Here is a 15,496-nt window from a genome sequence, read left to right on the forward strand (position 1 = left end):
ATTATGATGTTCGATATGATATTGATAGTTAAGTAATCTCTTAAATATAATAAATATATAGGAGATACCTATTAGCAAACATCACTTGAAGGAATTGGTTGCAAGAATAAACTTAATAGGCTATTTGAATAGTTTGAATAAAAATGGCCAGAATTTCTTCTGGCCATGACTGCTTTGTAAACTGTCTTTTTTAGTGTATCGATTATACTAATCAACGCTCTTTGAATATATCTTAAGCTGCTTTTGCAATGACTTTCTAGCCATATGTATCCGTGTTTTGACGGTACCCTCAGGAATTTGCAGATGCTCAGCGATCTCATAATATTTAAATCCCTCTAAGAACATTACAAAAGCATTGTAATAGTCTTTTGAAAGACTATTTAATGCGTGTTGGATATCCGATGCCACAAAATTACTCTCTCCACGATTTGTTGTCATGTCGTTTCGATAGCCAGTGCTGATATATTCACTTCTATAGTTCTCCAGTCGTTTATTACGCGTATATTGATTGATATACGTATTTTTCATAATGATATAGAGCCATGACATCAACTTAGGATGTTTCACGAACTTTTCGATAGATGCTAGTGACCTAACCATGGTTTCCTGCACCAAGTCCTCCCGCTCATCCGGATCATTTGTAAATTGCGCTGCCAAATATTTTAATGTAGGTCTTTTTTCCTTAAACAGTTGATCGATTGTTGTATTTTCCATTTTATCAAATTTTAAGTGTCTATCTTGGTGGATTTACTGCAATTAGGATGCTAGAAAACAGGTATGAAAATAGTAGCTGTACTGATTTTTAAGTCATGGGTATGGTATGGTTTATTTTTAAATAGTTTTAAATCAGACTTTTAAATTGTTTTTTTGTAGTGCCAAAATTTTTTAGTTGCTCAATTTTGCTTAAACAATGAGTGTTTTCCTGTGTAATTTCCCCTTTTTATCTATCGCTTATACGTATTTATACGCAGTACATTAATTTGTACATTTTATTTACAGAAATAGATATTAATTTTTAAAACTGTTGCCCTATTTTAATGGTTATAAGTACAACATGACGTGGAAAGCAATATGGGGAACGACAATAAAAAAATATATTTTGACGTATCGGAAGGAGCGAAAGAACAGTGCGAAAGTTTGGAAGATCATTCGGAATTGAAGCAGGCGTGGGATGGTAGTCAGGAGGACTTCTATAAATCGATTATCAAAAATCAACAGGATGATCTTGGAAAAATAGGACGATATTTCCGTGACGAATTGGCTCAGGAGCTCTATGGAATGCGTATATCACTTCAAAATTTTACGAATCGATATGGAGATTTTGAAGAATTACGTTGTTTACGTGATTCATTGGGGACTTTAGTTATAGAAATTCGCAATAAAGCAGTTTTACTTTACAATCCGATTTTAAATGACTTAGGAATTTTTCATGCTGTAGATGAATTGGTAGGGAGTTATAAAAATCAATCAGGTTTTACAATTGATACGTTACTTGATCCGCATTTGAGCGAGTTGCATCGGGAGACACAAGTCCATCTATTTAAATTCATAACGGCATTATTTCAATATTTAAATGACGAGGTATCTGCACAGGCTATTGCGATTTCAGTACAGGTGATTGAATGCGAGATCTTAATTAAAATTTCTCCCTTTTTTAGACAGGGAGATGCACTCTCAAAAACACCGTCTGTAAATAATCCTATGCGCTTAACAAAGATTGCTGAACTATACAATGCACGCATTATGAATGATTCGCTGGCGACCGGTATTTTAATTAAATTGACTATTTAAACAGATAATAATGATAAAAATCCTATTGGTTGAAGACCACATGGTTGTTCGTAACGGAATAAAATTACTATTGGAATCGCAAGATGGATTTGAAGTTATAGGGGAGGCATCTAATGGAAAAGAGGCTCTTCATTTCTTAGCTTCGAATCCTCTCCCGGATATTGTATTGACCGATATCAGTATGGATGAAATGGATGGGATGGAACTACTGCAGGTGATAAAAAAGCAGTATGAAAAAGTTAAAGTGGTTATATTATCCATGCTGAACCAAATTAATTATGTTATTGAAGCTTTCGAATCTGGACTATCTGGCTATTTGGTTAAAAATGTGGGGTATAGCGAATTACTATTTGGATTAAATCATATTGCTGCTGGTGGTCGGTATCTGAGTGAGGAAATCGCCATGATACTATTGGATCAAGTCAGCTCCGGACAGAGCTATACACAGCTGCGAGGAGAAATGTATGACGATTTCGACATCTCGGATAGAGAGCTCGAAGTATTAAAACTCATAGCTGAGGGGTATACCAATGTGGAAATTGCAGATAAGATTTTTTTAAGCAAGCGTACAGTTGAAGGCCATAGGCAAAACCTAATTGATAAAGCAGGAGTGAAAAATACCGCACATTTGGTTAAATTTGCTTTCGAAAGAGGTATTTTAAATTAATAGGTTTATCAATTCAACCCTGTATTTGATGACTTGTCATATCCAATACAGATTGACGTAACGGTCAATCTGTATTTTTCAGAATAGTTGGATCTTCGATATGTTTAACACAGTATGGATTTGTTTTAACCTCTTTTTTTACTATCGTCTTCCACCGATAAATTCTGATGTTTATAATTGATGTTTTCCTCTTCTTCGGGATCGATTTCGTCTAAGTCTGGTTGGGGATGCTCGCTAGGATCAGTGTCATTTGGATCCGGTGCTGTATGTTTCCCAAGCAACCCTTTTCCGTACCATATGTTACTAAAATAGTAGGCAATAATAATACCTCGTTTTACTACTGCACTTTGTGATAATATTTCTTCCATTTCGATTTTCCTTAGTTGATTACAACCCATTTTAAGGGATGCTATTCTTTTTATAAATAAACAATGTCTAGTGGAAAATAGTTTGACAGATTTAAGTATTCAAGATCAGGGATCAATCGACCAACATTTGTTCAGGGAACGGTTTAACAATAGGGAAATACAGGTGGACGGTAGTACCTTGGCCGACTTCAGATTCAATTTCTATTCTTCCGCTTAACCGTTCCATTATTCTTTTTACAAGTGAAAGACCAATGCCAGTACCAGGTATTGAACCTACATTATCGGCCCTGGTAAACATTTCATAAATATGTGGCAATTGCTCGCTCGGAATTCCAATACCGTTATCCTCAATTCTATAATGCGTATGGTCATTTTCATGGCAACTATCAATTGTTACTATTGGCGTATCTGATTGTGCTGAATATTTTATTGCATTAATAATTAAGTTTGAAAAAATTTGATATGCTGCACTTTTCTCGCCCCAGATAGGTAATAGCGTTCCAAAACGGGGCTCACAATTATTAACATTGTACAGCATGCTGTTTTCTTGAAAAATACGCTGTATCGTGTATGCCATCGGAATCGGTTCCTTGTCCAAAATGCTGGAGCGGTGCTGGCTTATTTGAACCATATTATTAATGATATCTTCTATGTTCGTAACACTTCGGTTGAAATTCTGATACCATCTGTTGATTTTTGTCAAGTCAATATTGTCCGGGTGCTGTTGTAGGAATTGTATTCCCATTTTTAAGATGGACAATGGATTCTTTAAATCGTGAGATAAGGTATGGGTAAACATTTCCAACTCATTATTTAAACTGAGAAGCTCCTCATTCAGTAATTGGCGTTCTTTTAATTTGGCAAAAATAGATTCTTTGATGATTTGGTTTAGGCGAAGAACGAAATTGATTTCAGCATCATTCCAGGGTTTGGCGACATCGTAACGTATGTCCTCCCAAATTTTGAGTCGTTTGTTTTCAGGTTTTGTATTTTTCAACATCATCTGCATCACCTGACTACGGTTTTCTATTCTAAACCAAACAATATAATAGTCATTTTCCAAACCGACTTTTAAATACATTAAACCTGCAAATTCAAGTTTATCGTTAAACTTATCCTGATGATTCAGACGAAAATTGTAATCTTTAAAGACTGGCTTATCGGTATAATTTTGGAGAAATTGGATGATTTCATAAAATTGTGATTTATGGGGGGCATGTCCATAGTTAAAAATATCACCATGATTAAATATAGCCAAACCATCTGCATGTACTAATTTGGTCAAGATATCCATATGCTGAATAAGAGCACAATTTACCATCTTATTTTCGGCTAGGCTTCTCTTCAGTTCTTCTTCAGCATTTTTAAGAAGTTCTGTTCTTTCCAAAAGATTCTGTTTAATATAGCTTTCATATTTGCTGGCTGCAGCCTGGATGGCGAATGTACATAGTTTTCGTTGTTGCAGATCAACTAAACATTTTTCTTTGTTTTGGGCAACTACAAGTCCCCAAAAGTCGTCATCGATACAAATGCGAAAAAACAAGGCGCTTTGCACATCTATTTTTTTTAGAAAGAGACGATGGAGTTCTGGTAATGGAGATAACAAACTCGAAAGAGAATCAACCCTATTGTCCGTATAATAAAATTCTTGCCCCTCGATTTCAATATGTGGGGCATATCGATATGAATAGCTTTTATAGTATTCCAAAGCTTCTTCGGGCATAAAATCTTTTGAGAATTCCTTTCCTTTGAAATGAGATTTCCCAGTGGTAGTATGCTCGGCAACCACTGTGCTATAGCCTGTTTCCTGGATGTGTAGAACAAAAACCCGATCATAATTTAGTAATTTGCTCACTGCAGCACAAACACGATCCCAATTATTGGGTTGAATACTATCAAGCAGGAAATTAAGTTCATTAATTTTTTTAGCAGCGATGTTTTTTTTGTGCTGTCTTTCCCATTCTAAATAAATGAATTGATCATGTTTTCGCAATTTTAAATAGATACGTTCTTTATTTACTTTAATGGTTAAAATATGGCTTGATTGTTGTCCATCAATAAAATCAGTCACTGCATTTTTGACCTTTACCCATGCTTCGCCAAATAGATTGCTTACACTATGAAAAAAATTTGTTCCTAATATATTTTCTTTTAAACAATCCACATGTAAAGCAGATTCTGATATTCCGACAACAATAAAATCCCGGTTTAGAACCACGAGACTTCCAAAAGATTGAAGCTTATTGAGTAATTGGCTGTTAGATTGATATGTATGATTCATGCTACCCCAAGATTCCTTATGATATAGCTAAATATACGGATAAATTACTGTAATACAGCTAAAAATTACGGGGGTAAGCTTATAAAAAGCAAGTTTTGGAGTCCTTTACAACACCAATAGGAAAGTACAGCAACTTCTGTTTGGAAAAATCAACTACATTCGCACATCAAATTTTTTTGCTATGACGTTAGCCATACCTTTGATCAGTGATTTCCACTGTGGATAGGAAGCCCCCAATTTGGCCGCTAAACCAACGAAATAATTTCGGATGTTGTCACTTACTTTCTCGTTGTCTACGTTAATGATTTCATTTCTCCCAGCATATTGGAACAGCAAGCTGTTTCTACGTTGTTCGATCAGAAAAGTCGATGAAGAAATTCCTTCAAAAAAGTGAGCTGTATTTTTATCTTCTGGATGACTTGGATCGGGGCAAGGCTTTAGTGTGATTGCGAATACCTTGTAATCCGAGGTTTTCTCGGACATCAGATTAACTACGTTTACCCAGTCGTAACCGTCACTAGCTGGAAGTCCGGGGCCAGGAATGTCTAGTCTGATGTAATCGTGCAATTCCAAGGAGCGTTCGATGGGCGTACCGTAACCGGAAGTGAGCTGAAATACTGCTGCCGGAAGCTCTGCTAATTCATACCAATGATTAACGTTTTTTAGATTATCTACCGCCAAATCAAAAGCCATACTGGCAATCGCCTCGCTTGGAAACTCCAGCGACTCAAAACAATCTAATCGTTTGCCATCTTTCTGTTCTGGAATAATATTTTTCATAGTTCCTCCTTTTCTTTGACTAATTAAACCCAACCGTTATTTTTAGCCTTTTCGCTATTATACTATCAATTGAACGTGTAATGCTATTTAATGCTCAATGGAGTTAATCGGAATTTATCCTATACTTGACCTTACTTTGACGATTACGGGTCTATGCTACATGCTTCGATTAACCTAAACTAGCTTTAAGTTTTGCAAGCAAATCATCCGCTTTTGTATGCTTTACTTTCATTTTTCGAATGGTTGGTCGCTTACCCTTATCTTTTTGTTTAATTATTTTTAAAAGGTCGTCCATATACTCATTTTTATAGCTACTGATATCAAAAGATTTGCTATGTTGCTCAATCAGCTGTGTTGCCATGTCCATCTCTGCTTTTTGAATTTTTATTTTGTTCGGTAGTTTTAGTTCATCAAGCGTTCTGATCTCTTGTTGATAACGAATTTTATTCAATACTAATGCATTTTCATAAGGCTTTATAATAGCTAGGTGTTCAACGTTCCGCATAACAAAAGATCCTAAACCAGCCATCTTTGTTTTTTCCAGCGCTTTGATCAAGAGTTGGTACGCTTTTTCACCACCTTTCTGCGGTTCTAAATAATAGGGTGTTTCAAAATATACACTATCAACATCTGCTACCTTTACAAACGCATGCAAATTGATCAATTTTGTTTTTTCCGGACTTGCATCTTCAAAATCTGCATCTTCCAAAACAACATAATGGTCTTTCATAAAATACCCTTTGACAATATTGTCCCATTTCACCTCTTTACCCGTGTTTTCATTTACACGCTTAAATTTGATATTGGCTAAATCTTTCCGATCGAGCATATCCAAATCTAAGGAAGCGCTTTCTGTTGCACTGTATAATTTAATTGGAATATTGACCAATCCAAAACCAATAGCTCCAGTCCAAATTGCACGCATAAATAATCTTTTTAGTGTTATTAGCAGAACCTTGATGCGCATGAAATGGTTTGAAATTTTTATGAAATAGCCTTCCTAAATCAACTGCTTAGAAAGGCGATCGCATATTAGTTCGCTGCTGCAACACCTACTTGACTATTCTTCCGCAGAAAACGGAATAATTTATCTTCCAGTTTAGCTAAAGGTAATTTATTTTTAATCGTTGGGAACTGTCCCTCCATAAACACGCGCTGTATTGCAGGATGGACATAATATTTTTGTGAAACGGTCTTAGTATTACCTAGTTGCTCAGCAACATTTTTAATGACATTATTGAGCTGTCTTTTGCGCGCATTGATAGCCTCCGCCGGTTTGATTTGCGCAAGCTGATAAAATGCTTCCCGGCTAGCTCCCCAAATACGAATACTTTTGCAGCTGATTTGGCCTTTCGAATTTTCCCGTAAATAGTGATTAAAAGCGGAACCACAGAAGCTGCTTTCGCAATCTGCGCTATCAATCTGAAATATCCTTTTCCCTTTCATTTTTAGCAGTTCCGTCAGTAGCTTTGCCTGTTGACTATTGGACCATGATTTTTGTTGAAAAACTCCCTTTTTTCCTTTGTATGCTAACGATATCGTATTATTCGCAATAGTAACGTGTCTTTTTTCCAACGTGCTCAGGCCGTAAGACTTATTGGTGAGGGTGTAGCGCTTATTGCCGATACGTATCAGTGTACTATCCATAATTTTAAAAGCAATCGCACACAATTTATTCATGTCCCACTGTTCGCGCTTAATATGTTTTGTGCTGATTTTTCTCAACTCCTGCAAGTATTTCCCCATAAAGAGGACGTTGCTAAATTTTGCTGCTTGCCTTTCGTCAACAAATTTCGAATGATAAATATATTGTTTACGCTCTTTCTGGTCGAACCCAAAAGCTTGTAAGTCGCTTTTGGCACTTTTGGCAATCCACACATCCTTCCAATTGGGTGGAATTACTAACTTCGTAATTCTATCTAAAATCTTTTGATCCGAAACTTCCGTTCCGGACATATCGAAATATTTAAAAGACTTGCCTATTTTCTTTCTGGTATATCCAGCCTTTATTTTCATATTACTCTTTAAAGTCAACGTGATCCAATGTTTAAGATAGCTTAGCCCTGTTTGCAAGCATCTTGATATACTCCTGCGTTGCTATGGTATGTTAAGAGGATAGATTCGCAATGCTATCCCTATTAACCCGTATATCATCGCCTGTTCGATTAATGTCCTTTATAGTGTTGAGTTCCATTTAATTTCTTGGTGAGTGAATAATTATTTTTGCTTAGAAGAACGAAATAAACATTAGTTCCGTTTTAGAAAAGCAACAATATTATTCTAACAAGTTAGCGGTGTTGCAAAGGTCGGTATATCCCGTATGGTCAATCTATCTATTTTCTCGATCAGCATAGGAGTTCTTTTTGCCTTTCTCATGATCCGTTTTGATCGGTTTGTTTCCTGATGCATTCAAAACTTCTCCCTGTTCGACTGTTTTAACAGTTCCTTTTCCAATAGGACCACCGCAAATAATGAGCATAATGACCATATCTTGCTGATTTGTAATTTTAACTCGTGATTTCATACCTTTTATTTCTATTAATTTGCGCATCATTATATCTCGTTAAGATCTTCGTAATAAGATAACCTTACAATATTTAACTTGTTTCAGTTTAATTTTGAGTCTTAAGCCGCTTTTTTATACACCTTGAGTTGCTTTTGCAGTTTCTTCCTCGTCATGTGTATTCTCGTTTTGATTGTACCTTCTGGAATGCCAAAATAGGACGCTATCTCATGATATTTATACCCTTCAAGGAACATCTGGAACACCTGGTAGTTCTCTTCTGATAAACTGCACATGGCTTTTTCAATGTCGTCCGCAATAAATTTATTCTCGCTTTTATTGGCTTCTACCGTATTGCTGCTCTCCAGGCCGATATACGTGTCGTGGATATCGGTAATTCGTTTAGCCTTGCGATATTGATTGATATATACATTTTTCATGATAACATATAGCCAAGACATTAATTTGGGATGGCGGATAAAATCATCAATCGATTTTAATGCACGAATAAGTGTTTCTTGAATTAAATCCTCTTTTTCATCTGGATCATTCGTAAATTTACCAGCAAAATGTTTCAAAAGGCTTCTCTTTTCTTCGACTAATAAATTTAAATTGTAATTGCTCATAATACCGTTTGTTAAATTGATGGATGTTTTATTTGGGGAAGTAAGTACAATTAGAGTGCTAATTTTTCGATTTTAATTCTTCTAAAACTTTGTTCAAGCAACTATATGTGAAAAATACGTATAACCAGAATAATTGCTTTTGTAGCAGAAAAACTACAATAAGGCAAACTGCACTCGATCTTAATCGTCAATCAGCATCAATTGATGTGATTTTGAAAGGGTATTTGTTCCCTAAAGAAATGTCTAAATTACGGGGTGCCACGTTTTTGTTTAAATGTAATGATCGTCTATTTTCTTCCACAGGTATCTAAAAGTCTTTTTGTCTTTTTGTTAAACTAATTAGTTTTGATTGTGGTTCTTAGATAAATATTTAATATAAAAACAATTAGACTATGAAGAAGACTAGAAAATTTGCATTAATTGCATCGACATTAATGATGGGGGGCGTAATGTTATTCTCCTGTCAAAATTCCAAAAACAATACATCTGAGGGAGCGGGGCAATCGGACAACATTGCGCCGACTGACGCCGATGAGACACGGTATAATTTAAGCGAGCAGCAAAAGATGAGCATGCAGAAAGATACGAGTCTATCAGATACACTAAGAAAAGATAGTATTAGTGGTAAGTAGTATTGTTGATAACGGCGATTCGGCTTATAAAGGATAAGCCCTATAAATTTGTTAAAGCGTTTGTCTAAAAAAAACTCCCTCAATCGAGGAAGTTTTTTTGTTTTTAAATTGATTCCAAATCATCATCATCTTGTTCAGAACGATTTGGTTGTGCTCCGTCATGATCTTCTTCTGTTTGGATTTTTTCCTCATTGTTGCGATCACGTTGTTCTTCCTCACTTGGATCAGGCCCATCGGCATTTTCTGGATAGTACAGATCCGGAGTTACATCATCAAGATCGGGCACCTTGGGTGGGGTATATGTACGGCTACCATCATGTGTAGATGGATCGCTGTCTAAGGGATCTATTCCATTTAGGAATAGTGCATTGTTGTTGAGATACTGTGAATAGGTATCATTAAATCGAATCGTTGCATTCATAATTTTTTTTTAAAAGAGAACACTCTTCAACTCTTATTGGTTGATTCTTTTTTATAAATGTATCCAGTAAAGTTTAATAACAAATTCAAAACTTTTCATTTATCGATCTTGTTATTAGTTCAATTAAAGTTATTTATAAATTATAATAGAGATACGATGAGAAAATTTACACTTCTTTTATTAATAACAGCGGGTATTGGCTATCAAGCGCAAGCCCAGAAGATTGAGACAACTCCTCAGATGTCTTCAGAGGTCGGCATTGAACCGATACGTCAGGGCAACTGGATGGTTGGTGGATCGATCGGTAATTTGGGTTATAGTTTTGAAGGAAAATCATTTAATATAGCACTTCAACCTAGAGCTGGTTATTTTGTTTCGGATGGTTTAGCTATTGGTGCGCAGGCTAATCTTGGTTTAACTACTATCAAGGATGCCGATAACGATTGGACGTATGGGATAGCACCATTTGTGCGATATTATTTTCCAAATGCTGGTTCAACCACAGGAAGGTTTTTTGGGCAGGGTGATATCGGTATTTCGGGAAGCTCTAAGGGTAAAGATGTTGCTCTTGCGGTAGGGGCAAATGTTGGTTATGCTCATTTTATAACTCGAACAGTCGCATTGGAAACGACTTTCGGTTATAACTATAGTAAAGCCAATATAAATACCGGTAGCGGTGCAAGTGGATTAGGTTTTGGTGTGGGTTTTCAAATCTATTTACCTGGTAAGCGCTAAGTAGCGAAAATTAATTAAGACCTCAAAAAGCATGGCTCCAAAAGAATTCGGACCATGCTTTTTTTTCGAACGTATTACTACGTGCTCTTTGGTAAGAAAGACCCTTTCTTTTTTAAAAGCATTCAATTCAGAAAACAATTGAGGTGCAGTTGATGTTTCTTCAAAAACAAGTGAGACGATGACAGCAACAAAAAATATTGGATTGGTACTTAAAGATAGAATGGGTAAATGGTCTTCTTATAATATTCCATTACTCAACGAGTGCCATCTTAACAACAAGCTAGTGAAAAGCAATGAATTTGAGGGCATTTTTATTGTAGGAAGTTTGGCAACAGGACTTTATATTTTTTCATTGTACAAAAATCGGTTTATCGATTTGATGGGTAAGCGAATTGAGACGGAGGAGATTTGTGAACATTTTAATCAATATAAACAGGCATTCATTTAAGTAGCTACTTCATCGAAACAAGCACAATTCAAAAACGGTCATCTGTCCTAAATACGATAGATGTAAAAAATATAGGGTATGTAAAATGTGCGATCAACTTTTATTGATCGCACATTTTTGTGTTAATGAAAAATTGGCTTATCTAGCTTTATTGCTAAACGATAAACAGCGTTCATCAATCCAACATGACTGTATGCTTGAGGAAAGTTACCCCACTGACTGCCATTTTCTTCGGTTACATCTTCACTGAATAAGCCGAGGTGATTACTATAGGTCAGTAAACGCTCTAAAATTTCTTTCGCCTCATCGACCCTTCCGACACAAGCCAGCGCTTCTACATACCAAAATGCACAGACCAAAAAAGTCGATTTGGGTCTTCCGAAATCATCTTGATGTTTATATCGATAGAAAAGGCCATTTTCTCCCTTTAATTCTTTCTCAAGCATTTCGAGATGATGTAGCGCCTTTTCCGATTTCGGATCTAAATAGTCCATTACGATCAGCTGCAAGGTGCTGGCATCCAAATTACTGCTATTTATTGCATTTTGATAGACCTTACGATCATCATCATAGCAAGCCTCAATATATGCTTCTGCCTTTTTTAGGAGGATATTTGCGCGATCCTCCATGTCTTGATAACCGTTTTGGCGCGCAATTAGTAGTGCCGCTTTACATCCGACCCATTGAAATAAGTTAGAATAGCAATGGTGGTTTGCAAAGTTTCTGAATTCCCAGATGCCCGCATCCTTTTCCTCGATCGTAGCCTCAATCTTTTCGAGGATGAAATTCACCCATCCCAAAACGTTTTTATTCTCATGAATTTTAAAGCGCTGATCAGTGAAGAGCGGTAGTAATGCAATCATCGCCTGACCATAAACATCATTTTGAATATGTTCGAAAGCTTGATTTCCAATTCGTACCGGACCACTTCCCTGATAGCCTTCTAAGTACGGTAAGATCTGTTCGGTAAGCTCTGTGGTACCAAGAATACCGTACAGCGGCTGAAGTCTTCCCGGATTACGATGAGTGATGCCAGCAATGTAATTTGCGAAGCTTTCCATTTCTTCAAATTGACCAATATGTGTTAGGGCGGTCAGTACATAATAACTGTCGCGTACCCAGCAATAGCGGTAGTCCCAGTTTCTTCCAGAGCCTGGATATTCAGGTAAACTAGTGGTTGAGGCGGCGATAATTGCTCCCGTGTCCTCATATTGGTGAAGCTTAAGCACTAACGCTGATCGGATAACCTCTTTTTGGTAAATGTTGGGAATACTGCATCGTTTAATCCAACGTTGCCAATAACTGATTGTCTTTTGAAGAAAATCTTCACAAGTACTCTCAATGGCCGATTCAAAGGCCGAATCATAGGTGAGTACAAGATATCTGTTCTCACTTATGATGGTCCAGCTCTCATCCTGAAAGAAGTGAGAAATGGGCAAGTCAGTAGTCAGCCGAATTCGTTCTCTGATCTGGTCACTCGTATAAAGAATATGATTGCTTCCGCGTGTCGGCTTTAGCGCCACACGGCCATAGTCGCCAGTTGGTTGACACTTGATGTTGACGCTTGGAGCTCCATAGAGCGGCTCAATTTTCCGTATCAACATTAGCGGCTTAAAGTACCGCCCAAATTGTTCGAACCGCGGTGCAAAATCTGTGATACGATAACCATAGGAGTCGGTATGTATTTCTGTGCAGAGTACATTTGAATTTTTGATGTAATACTGCTTCGTTTCAACAATAGGCTCTTCAGAACTAATCCTGAACGTTCCCCCTTGATTTTTGTCAATCAAGCTGCCGAATACAAAGCTGTCCTCAAACGAAGGCCAGCACAACCAGGATATGTTTGTGTCAATGCCGACGTGCGCGATATAGGAACAGTTACCGATGATTCCAGATTGATAGGTATGTCTTTTTTCAGTAGTGTTTTCGCTCATTATTTTATAATAAGTTGATTCAAAAATTGAAGAACATCTTCTTGTTCATCTAAATAATATTTTGCTGCAGATTTGTTACTGCCTACTTTGATACTTATGGTTGACTGAGGTAAGTACCGAAATAAATCCTCATCGGTAATATCGTCACCAATTGCCAACATAAAATCGGGCTTTATATGGCCAGCGATTTCCAATGCAGCCTTACCTTTATTAACTTCTGTATTTTTAACTTCAATGACAGCATTTCCATCCAATAACTGTAGTCCATATTCGTTCAACATTGGATTTAATACCTCTTTAAGTTCTGTTGCCTTTAGTTCGCCCAATCCGAGTTCGACTTTGCGATAATGCCACGCTAAAGAATATGGCTTAACTTCCATGAAGGCACCAGGGGTTTGATCGGCTAATTTTTCCATCAGCTTTTTTACTTCGGGCATCCAATGTAGCGCTAATCCTTTTTTATATGACCAGCTGAAATTGGGGAAATTAGACCATATGCCATGTTCTGCAACAAGATAGTAGGACCGGCCATCAAACCAGGATGATAAACTTTCCTGTGAACGGCCGCTTATGATAACTAACGTGTTCAGTGGATCTGAAATAATGTTGTCCAAAAGATTATAGAGTAGCGTTGTTGGCGTTGCCTTTTGCGCATGGTTCTGAAATTTGACCAGCGTACCGTCATAATCCAGAAAGAAAAGTCTATTGCTACTTTTGCTATAGCGTTCAGAAATACTGTTAAATACTTTGTCCGAAATTCGTCTCGCCCATTCGTCACGCTGTATAGCCTTAGTTTCAGCTAAGCGATTGGTAAAGAGCTGGACCCAATGCTGTACATTAAATTTCTGTATAATTTGCATATTGGCATCGGCCCTTTCTTGAATCTCTTCAGGAGCCATTTTTAGCGCCTGATAAATACTATCTGCAGTTTCCATACGATTAAATGGATTGATAATCAAGGCATCAACGAGTTCTTTGGAAGCGCCTGCAAATTCGCTTAATATCAATACACCTTTCGATAACGTCTTACTGGCGATGTATTCTTTACTCACCAAATTCATTCCATCGCGAGTGGAAGTAATCATACAGATATCTGATGCAACATATAACGCAACCAACTCTTCGAATGGAAGCGATTTGTAGAAATACAATACCGGTGTCCAGCTGAGGTTTCCATAAATAGAATTGATTTCACTTACTGTTCGATTAATCTCATCTTTCAATTTTTTGTATTGCGATACCTTATCTCTAGATGGCACGATTAGCATATATAAAACAACCTTTGTGTGCCATTCAGGATATTTTTGAAGGAAGGTCAGGTAAGCGCGCAGTCTTTCTAAAATTCCTTTACTATAATCGAGCCGGTCGACTGAGATAATAATTTTTTGATCAGGAAAGTGACTTCTAAATTGGGTAGCTACAGCCTGAATTTTTGGTTGGGTACTGACTTCAACAAATTTGTGAAAGTCAATGCCCATGGGAAAAGATTCGATAAATATATGTCGGTCTTTATATTTTAACTGATTATAGCCCGACGAAACGTGCAGAATTTTTTTGCAGGCATTTAGAAAGTTTTGACTGTCAGCAAAGGTATGAAATCCGATAAGATCTGCTCCAAGCAAGCCTTCAACTAACTCTTTACGTTGTGGGATGTTCATAAACAGTTCCTCTGAAGGGAAGGGAATATGATGAAAATAACCAACGTTGAGTTCTTGATTTTCTGAGCGTAACAACTGGGGGAGTAGCATAAGCTGATAGTCCTGAACCCAGATGAAATCAGAAAGCTCATCGATAGAAAGAGCCGCTTCACAAAACTTTTTATTCACGGCTACATAGGTAGACCAATATTCGGGATCAAAATGGATGTAGCTCGGTTGATAGTGACAGATAGGCCAAAGCACCTCATTTGAATAACCTTCATAGAAATTGCGAATTTCGTCTTTTGATAAGAAGACAGGAAGTAAGTTCATCGGCTTTAGGAGCTCAACAATTTTCTCCTTTTCCTCTTCATCTTTAGGCACAATTCCGGGCCATCCAACCCATAAGATGGCATCTGTATCAAAGGCTGAATTTAAACCAGTGGCCAGTCCTCCTGCACTGGGTTTGATGATTAATTTTTCTTTTTTTCGTTCTATTTGTATCGGCAGTCTATTTGAAATTATTATTTTCTTCTTTTTTTTCATAAGAATATTAGATCGATTTATTTGTCGTGTAGAAGAGTTATATCGAATATAACGGTGGGTATTTAATCCAATATTTTAACAACCTTGGGGGAAAATAGTTTGGATAAATTCAAATTACAAGGACCAA

Annotated in this window: 16 protein-coding genes; 5 read left to right on the plus strand and 11 right to left on the minus strand. The window is 36.9% G+C overall.

All coding sequences use genetic code 11. From position 1 onward, the window contains the following. Positions 1-207: 207 nt before the first annotated feature. Positions 208-714 carry an RNA polymerase sigma factor gene (locus B2W36_RS03390; RefSeq protein ID WP_209579273.1) on the minus strand — a complete coding sequence of 169 codons (507 nt, stop codon included), beginning with the start codon at positions 712-714 and terminating at the stop codon, positions 208-210. 357 nt (positions 715-1,071) lie between these two features. On the opposite strand from B2W36_RS03390, the gene B2W36_RS03395 reads away from it, so the two are divergent. Together B2W36_RS03395 and B2W36_RS03400 are read left to right on the plus strand one after the other, a co-directional pair. Then, positions 1,072-1,791 (plus strand): hypothetical protein, encoded by a 720-nt coding sequence (locus B2W36_RS03395; protein ID WP_293886456.1) that lies wholly within the window; start codon positions 1,072-1,074, stop codon positions 1,789-1,791. A 10-nt stretch (positions 1,792-1,801) separates the two neighbouring features. Beyond that, a complete protein-coding gene (locus B2W36_RS03400) occupies positions 1,802-2,458 on the plus strand; it encodes a response regulator transcription factor (RefSeq protein ID WP_293883084.1) in 657 nt (218 codons plus the stop codon). A gap of 125 nt (positions 2,459-2,583) precedes the next feature. Here the strand turns inward: B2W36_RS03400 and B2W36_RS03405 are convergent, their stop codons facing one another. The 7 genes from B2W36_RS03405 to B2W36_RS03435 form a co-directional block, all read right to left on the minus strand. After that, on the minus strand, positions 2,584-2,826 hold the full coding sequence (locus B2W36_RS03405; RefSeq protein WP_293883087.1) for a hypothetical protein: 243 nt from the start codon (positions 2,824-2,826) through the stop codon (positions 2,584-2,586). Positions 2,827-2,938: 112 nt separating this feature from the next. Further along, the gene (locus B2W36_RS03410) at positions 2,939-5,107 is read right to left on the minus strand and encodes a GAF domain-containing sensor histidine kinase (RefSeq protein WP_293883090.1); all 2,169 of its coding nucleotides are present in this window, start codon (positions 5,105-5,107) and stop codon (positions 2,939-2,941) included. 153 nt (positions 5,108-5,260) lie between these two features. Continuing rightward, on the minus strand, positions 5,261-5,887 hold the full coding sequence (locus B2W36_RS03415; RefSeq protein ID WP_293883093.1) for a hypothetical protein: 627 nt from the start codon (positions 5,885-5,887) through the stop codon (positions 5,261-5,263). 169 nt (positions 5,888-6,056) lie between these two features. Continuing rightward, positions 6,057-6,812 (minus strand): Ku protein, encoded by a 756-nt coding sequence (locus B2W36_RS03420; protein ID WP_293883096.1) that lies wholly within the window; start codon positions 6,810-6,812, stop codon positions 6,057-6,059. Between the two features lie 107 nt (positions 6,813-6,919). Then, positions 6,920-7,903 (minus strand): DNA topoisomerase IB, encoded by a 984-nt coding sequence (locus B2W36_RS03425; RefSeq protein ID WP_293883099.1) that lies wholly within the window; start codon positions 7,901-7,903, stop codon positions 6,920-6,922. A 313-nt stretch (positions 7,904-8,216) separates the two neighbouring features. Then, complete coding sequence (locus tag B2W36_RS03430) at positions 8,217-8,411, minus strand: hypothetical protein (protein WP_293883102.1); 195 nt, start codon at positions 8,409-8,411, stop codon at positions 8,217-8,219. Between the two features lie 101 nt (positions 8,412-8,512). Beyond that, the gene (locus tag B2W36_RS03435; protein ID WP_209579282.1) at positions 8,513-9,016 is read right to left on the minus strand and encodes an RNA polymerase sigma factor; all 504 of its coding nucleotides are present in this window, start codon (positions 9,014-9,016) and stop codon (positions 8,513-8,515) included. 392 nt (positions 9,017-9,408) lie between these two features. Here B2W36_RS03435 and B2W36_RS03440 point away from each other — a divergent pair, with 392 nt between their 5' ends. Beyond that, positions 9,409-9,648 carry a hypothetical protein gene (locus B2W36_RS03440; RefSeq protein ID WP_293883105.1) on the plus strand — a complete coding sequence of 80 codons (240 nt, stop codon included), beginning with the start codon at positions 9,409-9,411 and terminating at the stop codon, positions 9,646-9,648. Between the two features lie 103 nt (positions 9,649-9,751). On the opposite strand, the gene B2W36_RS03445 is transcribed toward B2W36_RS03440, so the two are convergent. Then, positions 9,752-10,069, minus strand: coding sequence for a hypothetical protein (locus tag B2W36_RS03445; protein ID WP_293883108.1), 318 nt, complete (start codon positions 10,067-10,069; stop codon positions 9,752-9,754). Between the two features lie 156 nt (positions 10,070-10,225). On the opposite strand from B2W36_RS03445, the gene B2W36_RS03450 reads away from it, so the two are divergent. After that, a complete protein-coding gene (locus tag B2W36_RS03450) occupies positions 10,226-10,804 on the plus strand; it encodes a hypothetical protein (RefSeq protein ID WP_209579285.1) in 579 nt (192 codons plus the stop codon). A 178-nt stretch (positions 10,805-10,982) separates the two neighbouring features. Then, complete coding sequence (locus B2W36_RS03455) at positions 10,983-11,252, plus strand: hypothetical protein (RefSeq protein ID WP_293883112.1); 270 nt, start codon at positions 10,983-10,985, stop codon at positions 11,250-11,252. Positions 11,253-11,374: 122 nt separating this feature from the next. Here the strand turns inward: B2W36_RS03455 and B2W36_RS03460 are convergent, their stop codons facing one another. Beyond that, positions 11,375-13,186 (minus strand): glycoside hydrolase family 15 protein, encoded by a 1,812-nt coding sequence (locus tag B2W36_RS03460; RefSeq protein ID WP_293883114.1) that lies wholly within the window; start codon positions 13,184-13,186, stop codon positions 11,375-11,377. Continuing rightward, positions 13,186-15,369 carry a bifunctional alpha,alpha-trehalose-phosphate synthase (UDP-forming)/trehalose-phosphatase gene (locus tag B2W36_RS03465; RefSeq protein WP_209579288.1) on the minus strand — a complete coding sequence of 728 codons (2,184 nt, stop codon included), beginning with the start codon at positions 15,367-15,369 and terminating at the stop codon, positions 13,186-13,188. The genes B2W36_RS03460 and B2W36_RS03465 overlap by 1 nt, the downstream gene beginning before the upstream one ends. Between the last annotated feature and the right edge of the window lie 127 nt (positions 15,370-15,496).

Source organism: Sphingobacterium sp. UBA3549 (genome assembly GCF_002376635.1).
Classification (GTDB): Bacteria; Bacteroidota; Bacteroidia; order Sphingobacteriales; family Sphingobacteriaceae; genus Sphingobacterium.